12 protein-coding genes are annotated in these 16,674 nt (G+C 50.0%); 3 read left to right on the top strand and 9 right to left on the bottom strand.

Annotated features, from left to right (window positions below):
• Window positions 1-3: 3 nt before the first annotated feature.
• Window positions 4-2,211, bottom strand: a complete 2,208-nt coding sequence (locus tag ACTHSW_RS00290; RefSeq protein WP_070459444.1) for a TonB-dependent siderophore receptor — start codon at window positions 2,209-2,211, stop codon at window positions 4-6.
• 430 nt (window positions 2,212-2,641) lie between these two features.
• Window positions 2,642-4,855: a TonB-dependent siderophore receptor gene (locus tag ACTHSW_RS00285; RefSeq protein WP_070459441.1), complete on the bottom strand. Its 2,214-nt coding sequence runs from the start codon at window positions 4,853-4,855 to the stop codon at window positions 2,642-2,644.
• 311 nt (window positions 4,856-5,166) lie between these two features.
• Between ACTHSW_RS00285 and serB the strand changes: the two genes are divergently transcribed.
• Window positions 5,167-5,997 carry a phosphoserine phosphatase SerB gene (gene serB, locus ACTHSW_RS00280; RefSeq protein ID WP_083290021.1) on the top strand — a complete coding sequence of 277 codons (831 nt, stop codon included), beginning with the start codon at window positions 5,167-5,169 and terminating at the stop codon, window positions 5,995-5,997.
• 71 nt (window positions 5,998-6,068) lie between these two features.
• Here serB and lpxH read toward each other — a convergent pair whose 3' ends face one another.
• The 6 genes from lpxH to rpsT all read right to left on the bottom strand — a co-directional run bounded on the left by lpxH (window position 6,069) and on the right by rpsT (window position 12,851).
• Window positions 6,069-6,779, bottom strand: a complete 711-nt coding sequence (gene lpxH / locus ACTHSW_RS00275; RefSeq protein ID WP_440373748.1) for a UDP-2,3-diacylglucosamine diphosphatase — start codon at window positions 6,777-6,779, stop codon at window positions 6,069-6,071.
• 148 nt (window positions 6,780-6,927) lie between these two features.
• Window positions 6,928-8,313 (bottom strand): PIG-L deacetylase family protein, encoded by a 1,386-nt coding sequence (locus tag ACTHSW_RS00270; protein ID WP_440373728.1) that lies wholly within the window; start codon window positions 8,311-8,313, stop codon window positions 6,928-6,930.
• Between the two features lie 239 nt (window positions 8,314-8,552).
• A complete protein-coding gene (aspS, locus tag ACTHSW_RS00265) occupies window positions 8,553-10,361 on the bottom strand; it encodes an aspartate--tRNA ligase (protein WP_070459436.1) in 1,809 nt (602 codons plus the stop codon).
• 66 nt (window positions 10,362-10,427) lie between these two features.
• Window positions 10,428-11,129: a DUF502 domain-containing protein gene (locus ACTHSW_RS00260; protein WP_070459792.1), complete on the bottom strand. Its 702-nt coding sequence runs from the start codon at window positions 11,127-11,129 to the stop codon at window positions 10,428-10,430.
• Between the two features lie 151 nt (window positions 11,130-11,280).
• On the bottom strand, window positions 11,281-12,420 hold the full coding sequence (locus ACTHSW_RS00255) for a phospholipase A (RefSeq protein WP_070459433.1): 1,140 nt from the start codon (window positions 12,418-12,420) through the stop codon (window positions 11,281-11,283).
• 167 nt (window positions 12,421-12,587) lie between these two features.
• Window positions 12,588-12,851, bottom strand: coding sequence for a 30S ribosomal protein S20 (rpsT, locus tag ACTHSW_RS00250; protein WP_002212556.1), 264 nt, complete (start codon window positions 12,849-12,851; stop codon window positions 12,588-12,590).
• A gap of 308 nt (window positions 12,852-13,159) precedes the next feature.
• Between rpsT and ACTHSW_RS00245 the strand changes: the two genes are divergently transcribed.
• Complete coding sequence (locus ACTHSW_RS00245; RefSeq protein ID WP_070459430.1) at window positions 13,160-14,302, top strand: extracellular solute-binding protein; 1,143 nt, start codon at window positions 13,160-13,162, stop codon at window positions 14,300-14,302.
• A gap of 75 nt (window positions 14,303-14,377) precedes the next feature.
• Here the strand turns inward: ACTHSW_RS00245 and ACTHSW_RS00240 are convergent, their stop codons facing one another.
• On the bottom strand, window positions 14,378-14,809 hold the full coding sequence (locus ACTHSW_RS00240) for an EamA family transporter (protein WP_003680126.1): 432 nt from the start codon (window positions 14,807-14,809) through the stop codon (window positions 14,378-14,380).
• 179 nt (window positions 14,810-14,988) lie between these two features.
• Here ACTHSW_RS00240 and ACTHSW_RS00235 point away from each other — a divergent pair, with 179 nt between their 5' ends.
• Window positions 14,989-16,665, top strand: coding sequence for a formate--tetrahydrofolate ligase (locus tag ACTHSW_RS00235; protein ID WP_070459427.1), 1,677 nt, complete (start codon window positions 14,989-14,991; stop codon window positions 16,663-16,665).
• The last annotated feature ends 9 nt before the right edge of the window (window positions 16,666-16,674 follow it).

Genomic DNA, 16,674 nt, shown 5'->3' with positions numbered 1-16,674 from the left:
CGACTACATCTTCCACTTCAGGCTGAACACGGCGTTGCGCGGTTCGCCGTAGAAGCTGCCGCTGTTGGCGGCACGGCTGTATTGGTTTTCGTAGTAGCGTTTGTCGGTCAGGTTGTTGACCGCCAGCCCCAGTTGCAGGTTTTTGCTCGGGCGGTATTGGACGTTGGTGTTCCAAACCGTGTAGCCGCCTTGCTTGATGGAGCCGTAGGAATTGGCGGTTTTGCTGCTGCTCTTTACCCCCAGCCCGACCGTCCATTTGCCGTCATCCATCGGTAGGATATAGCTGGTGTAGAGACGGAACATATGTTTCGGCGTATGGCTGCTGAAGTTGTAGCCTTTTCGGCGCGATTCAACATTGTCGCCGACGCTGTTGCGGTTGGTGCTGCGGTTGAAGGTGTAGCCTGCGTAAACCTGCCAACGGTCGGTCAGGCTGCCGGAGATTTCGGCGTCCAAGCCGCGGCTGCTTTGATCCAGCGGTTCCCAATAAGGGTGCGGACGGGCATTGACGCGTTGGTTGTTGTTGTCTTTGTCGGTGCGGTAGAGGGCGACGGAAGTATTCAGACGACCTTCGTTCCATTCGCCTTTCCAGCCGATTTCGTAGTTGCGGCCCATAATCGGCGGCAGAAGGTTGTCGTTGTAGTCGCGGTTCATCGTTTGTTTGAAGATGGATGTGTAGGCGGCGTAAACGCTTTGCTTGGGCGTGATATCGTAAGTGATGCCGGCATAGGGGATGAAGCGGTTGCGTTTGAGCGCATAATAGGTGCCTTCCGAGCTGTCTTTGAGGTTTCTGTCCCAATAGAGGTTGCGGTGCCAGTTGGTATAGCGTCCGCCGACAATGACGTGCAGTTTGTCGGTAGGATTGATGCGCGCGCCCAAACCGAAGGCGTGGGTGCGGTAGCTGCCGTTGCCGCCGCGTGACTTGGCGGTATCGGCATCCCAATCGGGTTTGGCTTTTTCGCTGCCGTTGAACGCATCTGCGTTATAGGTGCTGCTGTCGTCGAACCAGCGGTTGCCCGTGTTCATCTTCTCTTTGGAATAGCTGTGCATGAAGAAGAGGTCGTGGCTTTGTCCGAAGGCGAAGATGCGGCCGGTCAGGTTGTTTTGAAAAGTAAACTGGCGGTTGCCTGCATCGTAACGGTCGAAGCTGTATGTGGTTCCCAGGCCGTCTGTGCTGATGCCGTTACCTGTGCCGCCCAGCGTGTAATATTCTTTTGAACTGGTGTTCTTGCGCCAGTCCAACTTGCTGCTCAGTTTCCAGTTGTCGTTGAAATAATGTTCAAACTCGGCAAAGAGATTGTATTTTTTCAGGCGGGCTTCGTTCCAATCCGCACCAAGATAGCGGCTGCGTTTCCACTCTTTGCCGTCTGCACGCATAGGCAGGCCGTCAGGATCGGGTGTTTCGGTTTGGTTGAGATAGCTTACGCCCCAAGTAAGTTTGCTGTTGTCGCCGATGTCTTTGTCCATCACGCCGTAAAGCAGGATGTCGCGGCCGCCGGATTGATCTTTGAAAGTTTTGTTACTGCCAACCGAGCCGACAAAGCGTCCGCGCAGGCCGTGTTCTTGGCTTAAGGTACCGGATGCATCAAAGACGCTGTTTACTTTGCCCCATGAGTTTGCCATCAAATCGGCGGAAAGCTGGCGTTTTGCAGTCGGCTTTTTACGGACGGCGTTTACCGTGCCGCCGGGTTCGTTGTTTGCCTGTGTCAAACCTGCCGCACCGCGCACCACTTCAATGTGGTCGTACATTGCCATATCTGTTGCACTGGTCGGGTCGCCGGCCGGGCCGCCTAAGCCGAATCCACCGGGAGAGCCGAGTTGAGTGGCAATACCGTCTTCTTCAAACTGTTCGATAAAATAGCCGCGCGACATGAAATGCGTGCGTCCGCCGCTTTTGAAAACATTGATGCCCGTAGCGTTTTGCAACGCACCTTCTAAGTCGGTGATGCCTTGGTCTTCAATTTGTTTTTTAGTAATGACACTGACGGATTGGGGAATTTCCCGCGGAGAGAGAACCAGCCCTGTGGTTGAGCGCAGGGCGGATACTGTGTAGCTGTTTTGACTTTCAGTGCGCAGGCTTTTGTTTTTACCCACTACGGTAACTTGTTCCACTTCAGCCTGGTGTACCTCTTCGGCAGCTTGTGCGGCTTGGGGCAATGCGGCAAGGCAGAGAGCAAGTGTGCTCAGTTTGAATAGTTTCTCAGAATGATGCATTTGATGAGGTCCTTGATAAAGAAAGATCTGTTTGTTTTTAAATATTGGCGGCAATATCTGTTTAAATTGAGCGGTTATTTTTTATAATCCGTTTTGTTTTAAAAATTAAATCTAAATCTCCGAATCATTTTATTTGATTCAATTTCGATTTTGCCAAACCATCGGGTCAAAAAAAGGTTGCCATCGGAAAGGGAGCCGTTGGCAACGAATGGAGGTGGTAATGCAATGAAAGCTAGATATAATGGGTAATACCAAACTAGCCATAAAGAACTATATCGAAACGGTGAGAAAAATCAACAGGAATTTTTTTCGGTTGAGAAAATTTTTTAGACTGTTTGCTTTATATCAAGATTTAAAAAAAGGTTTGATTGGAAAAGGCCGTCTGAAAACGGAAAGAATCGGTTTCAGACGGCCTTTGAATCAAGTGAGATTAGAACTTGTAATCGACTTTGAACATGACGTTGCGCTGTTGGCCATAGTAGTTGTTCGCGCCTTTGCTGCTGACTTTGTTGTTCTCGTAGTAGTAACGGTTGAACAGGTTGGTCGAAATCAGTGCAAGTTTCAGGTTTTTCGATGCCTGATAATCAATGTTGGCATTGAATACCGCATGACCGCCGCGCTTCACGCCGTAGAGGCTGGCGGTTTTGCTTTGTGCGGTTACGCCGCCGCCGATGGTCCATTTTTTGCCGTCAAACGGCAGGTTGTAGCTGGTGTGGAGGCGCAGCATGTGTTTTGGCGTGTGCAGGCTGAAATTAGTGCCTGCGGGGACGGTGCCTTTGCTTTCCGCTTCAAGATATTTGGACCGGTTGAACGTATAACCTGCAAACAGTTTCCAATCTTCGCTCAGGTTGCCGGATATTTCGGCTTCGATGCCGCGGCTGCGGACTTTGCCGACGGGTTCCCAATACCATTTTTGGTCTGCCGTATCCCAAACCTGCACCGCGCGGTTTTTCTGTTCGATGTCAAACAGGGCAAGCGAGGTATTCAGCTTGCGGTCAAACCATTCTCCCTTCCAGCCGATTTCGTAGTTCGCGCCGGTAACGGGTTCAAGATAGGATTTGTCTTTGCGCTGATTGCTGTTCGGTTTGAAGATGGATGTGTAGCTGGCATACAGGCTTTGGTTCGACGTCAAATCGTAGGTAACGGCGAAATAAGGATTGAAACGGACGGTTTTGCGGTCGGTAACCGAATCGGGATCGCTGTCTATCTTGCCGCCCGTGTAGAAATAGTCGGTTATATATTTCGATTTGATGTGGTTCCAACGCGTACCTGCCATGATATGCAGTTTTTCTTTCAACATATTGAAACGGAAGCCTAAAAGCAGCGCGTGGGTGGTGCGTTTGGAATGGGTTTCCCAATACATCTGATAAGGTGTGGCGTGCCAGTCGGCGGGTTCGGCGATTTCGTTGCCGGTAAAGGTCATCGGGTCGAAGGAAACGCCCGGGTTGTATTGACGGCGGCTGCCGTTGTTTTTGGTGTGCGTGTAAGTGTATTCGGTAAAGATTTCCTGCGGCACGCCTATAATTTCAAATTTGCCGTTCAAATTATTTTTGAAGGTCAGTTGTTTCTCATCATTGTCGTAACGGCTTAACCAGCCAGAGGCTAATGCGCTGCCGGGCGTGTAGCCTGCGTAGGACGTGGACGTATTGTAAATGCCGCTGTTTTTCTTGGTATTTTCGTTGTAGTTGTAATCCAGCTTGCCGGTATAACGCCAGTTGTCATTGAAATAATGTTCCACTTCGGCGAATGCGTTCGCTTTGTCGTAAACGCCTTTGTTCCAGTTGTAGCCCAGATAAGTATCGCGCGGCAGGTTCAATGCCACGCCCCAATCGTCGGGCTTGGTGTGTTTGCGTTGATAGAGGCCGCCCCAAGTGATTTTGGTGTTGTCGCCGACGGATGCGTCCATCACGCCGTAAAGCGTGGCATTGCCGCCTTTGACGCGGTCTTTGAAATTTTTGTCGCGTTCCAATGCGACGACGGCGCGGCCGCGCAAAGTGCTTTCATCGTTCAGACGACCTGAAAAGTCTCCCGTGGTGCGGACTTTACCGAAGCGGTCGATTTGGACTTCGCCCTGAATAATGCGTTCGCCAGTGGGGCGTTTGCGTACGGCGTTCACCGTACCGCCCGGCTCGCCGTTTGCCTGCGTCAGCCCGGTCGCACCGCGCACGACTTCGATATGGTCGTAAACGGCGATGTCGTTCATGCTTTGCGCGTCATACATCGGATTGTTGATGGCGCCGGGGACGGTAGATGAGATTCCGTCCTCTTCGATTTGGTCGATATAGAACCCGCGCGATTGGAAGCGCGGAATGCCGGCATCACGGATGACGTTTACGCCGGTGGTGGTTTTCAGGGCATCAACCAAGTTGGTAATCCCCTGCTCATTGATTTGTGTCTTGGTAATCACGCTTACCGACTGCGGCGTTTCTTTCGGAGACAAGGCAAGCCCGGTGGTGGTACGCATGGCTGAAGTTGTGTAGGAGTCGCGGTTTTCGGTGCGGGTGGAACGGTTTTTGCCGGTTACATTGACGGTTTGTAGCTCGGAAGTTTGTTTGGGTCGGGGTGTTGCAGTGTTTTCTGCTAAGGCTGCATAAGGCAGGGTGGCAATAATGAGTGCTAATGTTTTAAGGGTTGGGGCGTTCATGAACGTCTTTCTATAATTAAAATAAAATAATAATAATTATATTTTACGGTAATTTTGTTGTTTTGTAATTTAATAACAAGATTTTGAGGGTTTTTAGCGGATTTATGTTGTTTTTATGGTTTTTGAAGGTGTTTTTGAAATTAAACTAGTTAAGGGAATCAAGCGAGAGGCCGTCTGAAAATTTTTGGGGTTGTTCGGCTATAATGCTGTTTTGGTTTTTTTAAGGCCTTTGCAAAAATACGGTTTCGGGGTTTTAGGCTGAATGTGTACCCAATATGTTTGCAAAGGTTTTGGGGTATGAGGAGAATGAGATGAAGAAAGTTTTGGTGTTGCAGCATGGGGATTTGGGCGCGTGCGACTGGTCGGCGTTTGGCGGTTTGGTGTCTGCGTCATCAGGGAAGTCGATGTTGCGTGTGCCGGTTGATGATGATTTTAAATTGACGGACGAGATGCGTGCGGCGTTGATTGCACAGCAGATAGATGGCGCGGTGTTGCCGGATGTGGCTTTTGCTGATTTGGGACTGATTGTCAGCGATATGGATTCGACGCTGATTACGATTGAGTGTGTGGATGAGATTGCGGCCGGTGTTGGGCTGAAGGATGAGGTGGCAGCGATTACGGAGCAGTCGATGCGCGGCGAGCTGGACTTTGAGCAGTCTTTGCGCAAGCGTGTGGCTTTGCTGGCCGGTTTGGATGAGCGCGTGTTGGAAGAGGTGTACAAGAATGTGTTGCAGCTGTCGCCGGGCGCAGAATTTTTGTTGGAAGAGTGTAAACGGAATGATGTGAAGTTTATGCTGGTGTCGGGCGGATTTACGTTCTTTACGGAACGCCTACAACGGCGTTTGGGCTTGGATTTCCATTTTGCGAATGTGTTGGAAGTGGAAAACGGCAAGCTGACAGGCCGTCTGAAAGGGCGGATTATCGATGCACAGGCTAAGACGGATTTGTTGCGTGAATACCGTGAGCGTCTGGGTTTGGCTCCGTGGCAGGTGGTGGCGATGGGTGATGGTGCGAACGATATTCCGATGATAAGGGAGGCGGGATTCGGCATTGCTTATCGGGCGAAACTGAAAACTGAAGCGAATGCGGATGCGTGTGTGCGCTTTGGTGGTTTGGAGCGGATACGCGGTTGGTTTGCGTAAACTGTTTGAGGATGTTTGTCAGTCAGGCCGTCTGAACAATCGGGAAACCGGTTTTCAGACGGCCTGATGTTTTATAAGGCGATAAAACGGTAGCCTTCGGCATCAACTTCGAGAATGGAGGCGTAATTGTTGCGCCAGTCGCCGAGCACGATGCGGGTGTAATCGGCGTTGCGGTGGATATTTTCGCGGTGGGTATGGCCGTGGATGAGCAGGGGCGTGTGGAAGCGTTGGACGGTTTTGTGGGTAAAGGTTGGATTGACGTCCATGATGTCGGCGGTTTTGTGCTGTTTGTCCTCTTTGCTCTGCTTGCGGATTTTGGTGGTGATGTTCAGTCGGAGTGTGAGAGGCAGGAGCAGGAACAGGCGTTGCAGCCATTTTTGATGGACGGTACGGCGGAATTTTTGATAAGAATGGTCGTCGGTGCAGAGAGTGTCTCCGTGACAGAGCAGGGTGGGTGTGCCGAACAGGTCGATAACGGCATACTCGGGCAGTAAGGTCATGCCGGTATCGCGGGCGAAGGTTTTACCGATGAGGAAGTCGCGGTTGCCATGGATAAAATAGCAGGCGATGCCGCGCTTGGTCAGGTCGCGGATGGTTTGTTTGATGGTTTGAACCAAAGGGCTGTTTTCGTCATCGCCGATCCAAAAATCGAAAAGGTCGCCAAGAATGTATACGGCTTGGGCATGAACGGCTTTTTCTTGCATAAATTTCTGGAAGAGTGCGGTCAGTTGAGGATAGGATTCGCTCAGGTGCAAATCGGCGATGAAGTAAATCGGCATGATGATATGGGACGTATGGGAAGGGTTTTATTATAACTTGGGTTGCCGCGTTTGGATTTGGGCTTGGTGTTTTTCGTTTGTAATGCGGTGATTTTATTGTTTTGATGTGATAAAGGCCGTCTGAAACATCTTTTCAGACGGCCTTTGTGGTTTATTGGGCTTTGCCCTGATAAGTGATTTGTTTCAGTGTATCTTCTTGGTATAAGTCGCTGATGGGGACGGTATAGAAGAATTCGTTGCTACGAACAAAGCGGTTGACCAAATCTTTGTCGAGATGGAGGACGTGGTGTCGCAGTTTATTTAAGCCTTTGAATATCATGGTGCTCCAACGCATATAGCCGTCTGAATTGGGGCGGATGTCGTTCATGGCATCAAGGGCGAGGAGTTTGCGGTTTTGCTCTTCTTTATCTAAAGGATGGGAATAGATGCTTCGGAAGTAAAACGGTTGCTCGGAGGGCGGCGGCAGGCTGAGGGAAGAACCTACTTTGCCGATAGGGAAGTCGTCGCTCAGATAATGTATGGTGTGCAAAAACAGATTGCCGCGGCGGTAATCGATTTTACGCAGGGCTTCGATGGCGGCCAGCGCAGTATGTTGATGGTCAGGATGCACATCAATATTGGGGGACGGCGTCACGATAATATCCGGCTGAAATGTTTCTATCAGATAGCCAAGGTTGTCTACCAAGCTGTTCCAAGTCGAGCCGGGTTTGAGATGTTTCGCCAATGGGGAGGTATTGGCACTGCGGAAAATATCGACATCGGTCGTATCGATTTTGGTCGATTTAATCTCTTTTTCCGGATTTTGGCGCATGGCGGTCAATGTGCTGTCGAAGTAGCCCAGCTGCAGGATGTTTTCAGACGGCACGCCGGCCAAAAGGGGAACGGCTAGGCTGTTCCAAACGCGCATCCGGCCTTTTTGCAGATATTGTGCCTGGGTGTCGAAGTCGCATGTGCTGTAAAGATTGCCATAGTGAAAGCTGCCGCCTTCGCTGGCGGTTAAAGTGCAGATCATTGAATTGGCGGCGTGTTTTTCGTACAAGCCGTATGCGCTGAGTTCAGCATCGTCAGCATGAGGCGCGAGGACAAGGATTTTTTTGCCGTCGAGGTTTTCACGCGGATAAACAGAGAGTTCGATTTCTTGATCTGGCAAGGACAGGTATTTGCCTTCCAGGCGGATGGTTTTGTCGCTGTCGGAGAAGGTGTCGCTCAGATTGATATAGCGCACGCCTTTTGCGCCGTATTCGAAATATTGCTTCCATCTGCCTTTAGATGAAATGGTTTCAACAAAAGGCAGTATCAGCAATCCTGCCCAAGTCGATTTGATGCGGATTTTGGCAATAACGGTATCTTGCCCGCTGATAGTGGCGGGCAAAGTCAGGCTGCCACCCTTGAGGGTGGCATGCGCGGTAGAGGGAAGGGAGGGATAGTTATAATCTTGGTGTGTGTCGTAGGCGAACTGTTTTTTATGAATAATAGAAGTAATAATAAACAAAGTAACAAAAAAAATCAGTATCAGCCCAATTAGTATCAGAAACATTGTCAGGTTCCTTTATTGTTATAACAGCTATGATATTGCTTGCGAAGTCTATTTGTTTGTTTTTCTTACAAACGGTTGTTTTTTGTACTCTAACGTCATTAAAGAAAACGTTTAAAATAAAACAGTTTTCGGGTTGATTATATATAAACGACCAAAATGTAGAAAGGCCGTCTGAAAGATTTGAAAGAAATTTCAAAAATTTCAGACGGCCTTGATATTTTAAAGGTTAAGCCGGTAAATTATGCTTCTTTTGTTTCAACTGCTTTCTGACGCAGACGCAGGCTCAACTCGCGAAGTTGCTTGTCGTCGACCACATTAGGTGCATTGGTCAGCAGACATTGTGCACGTTGTGTTTTCGGGAAGGCAATCACGTCGCGGATAGATTCTGCACCGGTCATCAGGGTAACCAGACGGTCGAGGCCGAATGCAAGACCGCCGTGAGGAGGCGCACCGAATTTCAGGTTGTCCAAGAGGAAACCGAATTTCTCTTGTTGCTCTTCAGGGCTGATTTTCAGCGCGGCAAACACTTTTTCTTGTACGTCTGCACGGTGGATACGGATAGAGCCGCCGCCGATTTCCCAGCCGTTCAATACCATATCGTAGGCGCGAGCCAGGCAGTTTGCAGGGTCGGAAACCATCAGGTCTTCATGACCTTCTTTTGGTGCGGTAAACGGATGGTGTACGGCAACGTAGCGGTCAGCTTCTTCGTCGTATTCGAACATTGGGAAATCGACCACCCACAAAGGCTTCCATTCGTCTACGAAGTAGCCGTTGTCTTTGCCGTGTTCCAAACCGACTTTAATACGCAATGCGCCGATGGCTTCGTTTACGACTTTGGTTTTGTCTGCGCCGAAGAAGATGATGTCGCCGTTTTGCGCGCCGGTACGCTCGATGATTTCTTTCAGAGCGTTTTCGGACAGGAATTTCACGATTGGAGATTGCAGGCCGCTGTCTTCGCCGTTGGAGAGGTTGCTCACATCATTTACTTTGATGTATGCCAGACCTTTCGCGCCGTAGATGCCGACAAATTTAGTGTATTCGTCGATTTCTTTGCGGCTAAATTTCGCGCCGTTCGGTACGCGCAGAGCGACCACGCGGCCGCCTTTCATATCGGCTGCGCCACGGAAAACTTTGAATTCCTCAGTTTTCATCAAGTCGGTCAACTCGGTAAATTTCAAGTTGATGCGCATATCTGGTTTGTCAGAGCCGTAGTAGAACATGGCCTCAGAGTAAGGCATGCGTGGGAAGTTGCCCAAATCTACATTCAAAGCATCTTTGAAGACTTGTTTGGCCATGCCTTCAGTGATGTCCATGATTTCATCCTCGTTCAGGAACGAGGTTTCCAAGTCGATTTGAGTGAATTCAGGTTGACGGTCGGCACGCAAGTCTTCATCACGGAAACATTTGGTAATTTGGTAGTAACGGTCGAAACCTGCAACCATCAGCAATTGTTTAAACAATTGTGGAGATTGCGGCAGAGCGAAGAATTCGCCCGGATGAACGCGGCTTGGTACGAGGTAGTCGCGCGCGCCTTCGGGAGTGGAGCGGGTCAGCATTGGGGTTTCAATGTCGATGAAGCCTTGCGCGTCCAAGTAGCGGCGAACGCCCATAGCGACTTGGTAACGCAGGCGCAGGTTACGTTGCATGGTAGGACGGCGCAAGTCGATAACACGGTTGGTCAGGCGAACGTTTTCGCTGATGTTTTCATCATCGATTTGGAACGGAGGCGTAGCGGCAGCGTTCAAAACTTCGATTTCTTTAGCAAGGATTTCGATTTTGCCGGAAATCATTTTGTCGTTGGTTGTGCCTTCAGGGCGGTTGCGTACGCGGCCGGTAATGCTCAAAACGTATTCGTTGCGGGAGGAGTCGGCAGCGGCAAATGCTTCCGGAGTGTCAGGGTCGATAACGACTTGAACGATGCCTTCGCGGTCGCGCAGGTCGATAAAAATCACACCGCCGTGGTCGCGTCGGCGGTGTACCCAGCCTTTGACGGTAACGGTTTGGTCTAAGTATTGCTCGCTGATAAGGCCGCAATAGTTGGTACGCATAAAATCACCTTTTTATATTGTTCAATTTAAAAAAGAAGGAAAGGCCGTCTGAAAAAAAAGAAGACCTTAATTGTTATGTTCGGTATCACCGTCTTCTGACGGTTTTTGGGCAGATAGGGCTTTAACCGGTAAGTCGTCCGGCATGACCATGCCCAGTGAAATTACATATTTCAATGCCTGATCCACGCTCATGTCCAGCTCGCGAACGTCGTTTTTTTTAACCATGATGTAATAGCCGCCGGTCGGGTTGGGTGTGGTTGGGACGTAAACGGAAATATAGTCCTCATCTTGCGGCAGGCTGCCTTTGAGTTTGTCGGGGATATGACCGGAAACAAAGGCTATCGTCCAAATGCCCGGTTGTGGAAAGGGAACCAGTACGGGGGTTTTGAACGAGCGGCTGCTGTCGGAGAGCAGGGATTCGGAAACTTTTTTAACGCTGGAGTAGATGGATTTGACGACGGGAATCCGACCCAAAAGGCTGTCCCATGCGCCGAGAATCCGTCTGCCTAAAACGTTGGCGGCAAATACGCCAGTAACGAACAAGACGATGGTGGCGGCAACAATGCCCAAACCGGGTATGTTGAATCCCCAGAAATGCTGGGGCTGCCAGCTTTCCGGCAATAGGCTGATCAGTCTGTCGGCGGCGGATATGATGTAGGTCATCGCCCAGATGGTTACGGCAATCGGCAACCAAACCAGTACGCCTGTAATCAGGTATTTCTTTAAAGCCTTGGCGATTTTTCCGCTTTCGGCTGCTGCTTCTGTCATCTTTGTTTCATTCCGGCAAGTTTTGCCCAAACTTTGCATTATACGCGTTTGGGCGCTAGGAAACGAGTATTTTAAACGAATGGCTTGTTTTGTTTTATTGTTTCAGACGGCCACCTTGATTGCACAGGCCGTCTGAACAATATGGGGGGAATTAGATTCCGTCCCAGTCGTTGAACATCAGGCCGAAGCCGATGCCGTTTTGTTTGTGGTTGTAATCAATCAGGCTTTCGCCGTAGCCGTGGAAACCGCGGACAACGCCTTTGAGTTTGCCTTTAATTGGGAAGGTATAAGCAGCTTCAACGGCACCGCGTCCGCTTTTGGGGTTGTAACGCAGGACGGAATAAACATTTTGTTTGTCATTGAAGCGGTATTGGACTTTCAAGTCGCCGTAGCCCATGTATTTGTTGATGTCCGGATTGTCGTCGTCATCTCCTTTTTGGTCAAAGGCGCGCATCCAAACTCTAGGAATAACGGTCAGCTTGCCCCATTCCATGCCGGTCATGGCGTAAACGCGGTTCCATGAGCGCGATTCCGGGCGGCTTTGACCGTTGGATTGGTGAACAAAACCTGCGCCGACCATACGCAGCTTGCCGCCGAAAGGCAGGTCTGCTTTAACGGGTTGGGTAATGAAGATTTCAGGCTCGTAGTCGGTGTTGCGGAACGGTGCGGATTTGCGGCCTTGGTTGAAGATTTGCCAGTCGGATTTTTGGGTGTAGCCAAACCATACGTCGGCACGGGTTTTGAATAAATCTTCGGCAATCTTGCTTTTGAAGGAAACCTGCATTTTGGTTTCGAGGCGTTTCTGCTCGCTGAATTTTTCCTGCGTGGTTACACCGCGACTGGGGGATTCTGGGTGGTAGTTGGGGCTGCTGTTGTACCAAACAGGCATGAGGTACATAGGGTTGTGTTCGCGTACGCTCAACAGGCCGCGTGTGTCGTTTTTATCCAAATCGTACATCAGGCTTAAAGGCGTGTAGCTGTCGGCAGTTTCGCTTAATACGTCGTCTGAAATATTCGGATGGGTAGGGTTGTCGAGTACGATGGCCGCTTCTTTTTTCTCAATGCTCTTGCGGACGCTTTGTTCGAGGTCAACCGGTGTTTTGGTGCTTTCGGTTTGCGCTTGCGGCAGTGGGGATTGAGGGGGGAGTTGCGCCGAGTAGATGTTGTCGTAACACGCCAAACGGGTGGCGTTGTCTTGAATGGTGGTGCAGTGTAGGGCGGTATCGGCGGCGGCCAGCGGGGCGGCGGTAATGAATCCGATACTTAGGGAATGTTTCAACATCTTGTTCATGAGAGTTTCCGTTGTTTTTCAGACGGCCTGATGAAGGGTAAATGGTTTTATTTGGTCGGTTTGGGCTGTGAATACGGCAATGCCCCTGAAAGGCAAGACCTCAGGGGCATCGTATCAGCTCGATTATCCTGCTTGGGTTGTCAGGATTTCCGGCATCTGCGTCAGTATTAAGCCAAAGCTTTTACTTTAGCAGACAGACGGCTTTTATGACGGGCTGCTTTGTTTTTGTGGAATACGCCTTTGTCAGCGATGCGGTCGATGACTTTAACGGATTCTTGGTAAACTGCTTGAGCAGCAGCTTTGTCGCCGGCTTCAACTGCTTTCAACACTTTTTTTACAGCGGTACGGAATGCAGTACGCAGGCTGGCGTTGTGGGCGCGTTGTTTAACCGACTGGCGGGCACGTTTGCGGGCTTGTGCGCTGTTTGCCATATTGAATATCTCCTGAAAAATAAATTCTGTAAACGCGCAATTTTAAAGACAGATTTCCTTGTATGCAAGCTTTTTCTCTATAAACGCGCGCAAATCAGCCGTATTTTGCCCAAAAACGACAGCCGGTGCAACGCTTTTGGTAAAAAGATGGTGTTGCTTTGCCTTATTTCAATAAAAATCAGATGGATATTGCTTTGCGTTTGCTTACGTTTCCATTACAATAGCCTAACTCTGCGCCGGGGTGTTTATGGGGTGCAGGGTTTCTTATTTATTGACATTAACCACTCTTTCATCAGGAATCTGCCCGTATGAAAAAATCTGTATTAGCCGTATTGGCCGCATTGTCTTTGGCCGCGTGCGGCGGTGGCGAGAAAAAAGCCGAGCAACCTCAAGCAGGCAGCGCGCCTGCTGCCAATGCCGAGGCAGCCGCTACCGATACTTTGAATATCTACAACTGGTCAAACTACGTTGACGAAAGTACAGTCGAAGACTTCAAAAAAGCCAACAATTTGAAGCTGACTTACGATTTGTATGAAAACAATGAAACGCTGGAAGCCAAAATGCTGACCGGTAAATCCGGCTATGACTTGGTTGTACCCGGTATTGCCTTCCTGCCGCGCCAAATTGAGGCAGGTGCATACCAAAAAATCAATAAGGATCTGATTCCGAACTACAAAAACATCGACCCTGAGTTGCTGAAGATGTTGGAAACCGCCGACCCGGGTAATCAATACGCCGTTCCTTATTTCTCCGGTGTGAACACTTTGGCGATTACCGCGAAGGGCAAGGAGCTTTTGGGCGGAAAATTGCCTGAAAACGGCTGGGATTTACTGTTCAAACCCGAATATACCAACAAGCTGAAATCTTGCGGCATCGCTTTGTGGGATACACCGAGCGAAATGTTCCCAATCTTGTTGAATTACTTGGGTAAAGATCCTAAAGGCTCGAATCCTGAAGATTTGAAAGCAGCGGCGGAAGTTTTGAAAACCATCCGTCCTGACGTGAAACGTTTCAGCCCTTCCATCATTGACGAATTGGCGCGCGGCGACATCTGCTTGGCGGCAGGTAACGGCGGCGACTTGAACTTGGCCAAAGCGCGTTCCGAAGAAGTGAAAAACAACGTCGGCATTGAAGTGTTGACGCCGAAAGGCATGGGCTTCTGGATTGAATCTTGGCTGATTCCGGCCGATGCGAAAAACATCGTTAATGCCCACAAATACATCAACTACACGCTGGATCCCGAAGTGGCTGCGAAAAACGGTATCGCCGTAACCTTCGCACCGGCCAGCAAACCTGCACGAGAAAAAATGCCTGCCGAGCTGGTGAATACACGTTCTATTTTCCCGAACGAACAAGACATGAAAGACGGTTTCGTCATGCCTCAAATGAGCGCAGATGCGAAAAAACTGTCTGTTAACTTGTGGCAAAAAATCAAAGTCGGTTCAAATTAATTGTGAGCTGATTGTTTGAAGCAAAGCAAAGGCCGTCTGAAATTTTTCAGACGGCCTTTTTTAATGTCCCAATTTTTATCGTTTCAAAGCCAAAGTCAATACGCCTGCCGTTACCAAACCTAAGCCTATCCACTCCTGAGTGCTTGGGCGTTCGTCTAAGAAAACGACGGCCATCAGGGCGACCAAGACCAGGCTGAATTTGTCGACGGGTGCGACTTGCGAGGCGTTGCCCAGTTGCAGGGCTTTGAAGTAGGCGAGCCAAGAAGCGCCGGTAGCGAGGCCGGATAGGATGAGGAATGTCCAGTTACGGCCGGTAAAGCCGTTCACGCCCTGCCATTTGCCGGTGTAAGTTAAAAACAGTACCAAAGCGGCGAGGATAACTAAGGTACGGATAAAGGTAGCGAAATCTGAATCTATGCCCTGTAAACCCATTTTGGCGAAAATGGCGGTCAATGAGGCGAAGCCTGCCGATGCCAATGCCCAAAACAGCCATGCGTTGCTGCTCATGTTTTATTCCTTTGTTTCAAATTGTTGACAATATGAATCCGCTTGTTGATGAAATATCGAAATTTTCACTGCGGTTTGTCTTTGGAAAACGCTATAATAGAACTAATATTCTTTTTCTTCCAGCTGTCTTTAATTGTATTGTTTCAGACGGCCTTTCCCTCTCTCAATAAAGGAAAATCATGAGCTTCAAAACCGATGCTGAAATTGCCCAGTCTTCCACCATGCGCCCGATTGGCGAAATTGCCGCCAAGCTGGGTTTGAACGTGGACAACATCGAGCCCTATGGTCATTACAAAGCCAAAATCAATCCGGCTGAGGCATTCAAGCTGCCTCAAAAACAAGGCCGTCTGATTTTGGTTACCGCCATTAATCCGACTCCTGCGGGTGAGGGTAAAACCACTGTAACCATCGGTTTGGCGGACGCGTTGCGCCATATCGGCAAAGATTCGGTGATCGCCCTGCGCGAGCCTTCTTTGGGTCCGGTGTTCGGTGTTAAAGGCGGCGCGGCAGGCGGCGGCTATGCCCAAGTTTTGCCGATGGAAGACATCAACCTGCACTTCACCGGCGACTTCCACGCCATCGGCGCGGCGAATAACTTGCTCGCTGCCATGCTTGATAACCATATCTACCAAGGCAACGAGTTGAACATCGATCCGAAACGCGTGCTGTGGCGTCGCGTGGTCGATATGAATGACCGTCAGTTGCGCAACATCATCGACGGCATGGGCAAGCCTGTTGACGGCGTGATGCGCCCCGACGGTTTCGACATTACCGTTGCCTCCGAAGTGATGGCGGTATTCTGCCTTGCCAAAGACATCAGCGATTTGAAAGAGCGTTTGGGCAACATCCTTGTCGCCTATGCCAAAGACGGCAGTCCTGTTTACGCCAAAGATTTGAAAGCGAATGGTGCGATGGCGGCATTGCTCAAAGATGCGATTAAGCCTAACTTGGTGCAAACCATCGAAGGCACTCCGGCTTTTGTACACGGCGGTCCGTTCGCCAACATCGCCCACGGCTGTAACTCTGTAACGGCTACCCGTTTGGCGAAACATCTTGCCGATTATGCCGTAACCGAAGCAGGCTTCGGCGCGGATTTGGGCGCGGAAAAATTCTGCGACATCAAATGCCGTCTGGCTGATTTGAAACCCGATGCGGCTGTTGTCGTGGCCACTGTCCGCGCTTTGAAATACAACGGCGGCGTGGAGCGTGCCAACCTCGGCGAAGAAAACCTTGATGCTTTGGCAAAAGGCCTGCCTAATCTGCTGAAACACATTTCCAACCTGAAAAACGTATTCGGCCTGCCTGTGGTGGTTGCCATCAACCGCTTCGTGTCCGACTCCGATGCCGAGTTGGCCATGATTGAAAAAGCTTGTGCGGAACACGGCGTTGAAGTTTCCCTGACCGAAGTATGGGGCAAAGGCGGCGCGGGTGGTGCAGACTTGGCGCACAAAGTTGTTAACGCCATCGAAAACCAACCCAACGAATTCCGCTTCGCCTACGATGTTGAGTTGAGCATTAAAGACAAAATCCGTGCGATTGCCCAAAAAGTATACGGCGCGGAAGATGTCGATTTCAGCGCGGAAGCGTCTGCCGAAATCGCTTCACTGGAAAAACTGGGCTTGGACAAAATGCCTGTCTGCATGGCGAAAACCCAATATTCTTTGAGCGACAACGCCAAACTCTTGGGCTGCCCTGAAGGCTTCCGCATTACCGTGCGCGGCATTACCGTTTCTTCCGGTGCGGGTTTCATTGTTGCGCTGTGTGGCAATATGATGAAAATGCCGGGTCTGCCGAAAGTCCCGGCTGCCGAGAAAATCGATGTGGACGCAGAAGGCGTGATTCACGGCTTGTTCTGATTTAGATTG

It is taken from the genome of Neisseria sp. P0008.S004 (assembly GCF_051962755.1).
In the GTDB taxonomy this organism is placed as follows: Bacteria; Pseudomonadota; Gammaproteobacteria; order Burkholderiales; family Neisseriaceae; genus Neisseria; species Neisseria subflava_A.
This window is presented reverse-complemented; position numbering and strand designations above follow the sequence as displayed.

What these genes read in the sequence shown, in the direction of transcription:
- ACTHSW_RS00290 (WP_070459444.1), bottom strand. Translation starts at nt 2,211, where the DNA reads ATGCATCATTCTGAGAAACTATTCAAACTGAGCACACTTGCTCTCTGC.
- ACTHSW_RS00285 (WP_070459441.1), bottom strand. Translation starts at nt 4,855, where the DNA reads ATGAACGCCCCAACCCTTAAAACATTAGCACTCATTATTGCCACCCTG.
- serB (WP_083290021.1), top strand. Translation starts at nt 5,167, where the DNA reads ATGAAGAAAGTTTTGGTGTTGCAGCATGGGGATTTGGGCGCGTGCGAC.
- ACTHSW_RS00270 (WP_440373728.1), bottom strand. Translation starts at nt 8,313, where the DNA reads ATGTTTCTGATACTAATTGGGCTGATACTGATTTTTTTTGTTACTTTG.
- aspS (WP_070459436.1), bottom strand. Translation starts at nt 10,361, where the DNA reads ATGCGTACCAACTATTGCGGCCTTATCAGCGAGCAATACTTAGACCAA.
- ACTHSW_RS00260 (WP_070459792.1), bottom strand. Translation starts at nt 11,129, where the DNA reads ATGACAGAAGCAGCAGCCGAAAGCGGAAAAATCGCCAAGGCTTTAAAG.
- ACTHSW_RS00255 (WP_070459433.1), bottom strand. Translation starts at nt 12,420, where the DNA reads ATGAACAAGATGTTGAAACATTCCCTAAGTATCGGATTCATTACCGCC.
- rpsT (WP_002212556.1), bottom strand. Translation starts at nt 12,851, where the DNA reads ATGGCAAACAGCGCACAAGCCCGCAAACGTGCCCGCCAGTCGGTTAAA.
- ACTHSW_RS00245 (WP_070459430.1), top strand. Translation starts at nt 13,160, where the DNA reads ATGAAAAAATCTGTATTAGCCGTATTGGCCGCATTGTCTTTGGCCGCG.
- ACTHSW_RS00240 (WP_003680126.1), bottom strand. Translation starts at nt 14,809, where the DNA reads ATGAGCAGCAACGCATGGCTGTTTTGGGCATTGGCATCGGCAGGCTTC.
- ACTHSW_RS00235 (WP_070459427.1), top strand. Translation starts at nt 14,989, where the DNA reads ATGAGCTTCAAAACCGATGCTGAAATTGCCCAGTCTTCCACCATGCGC.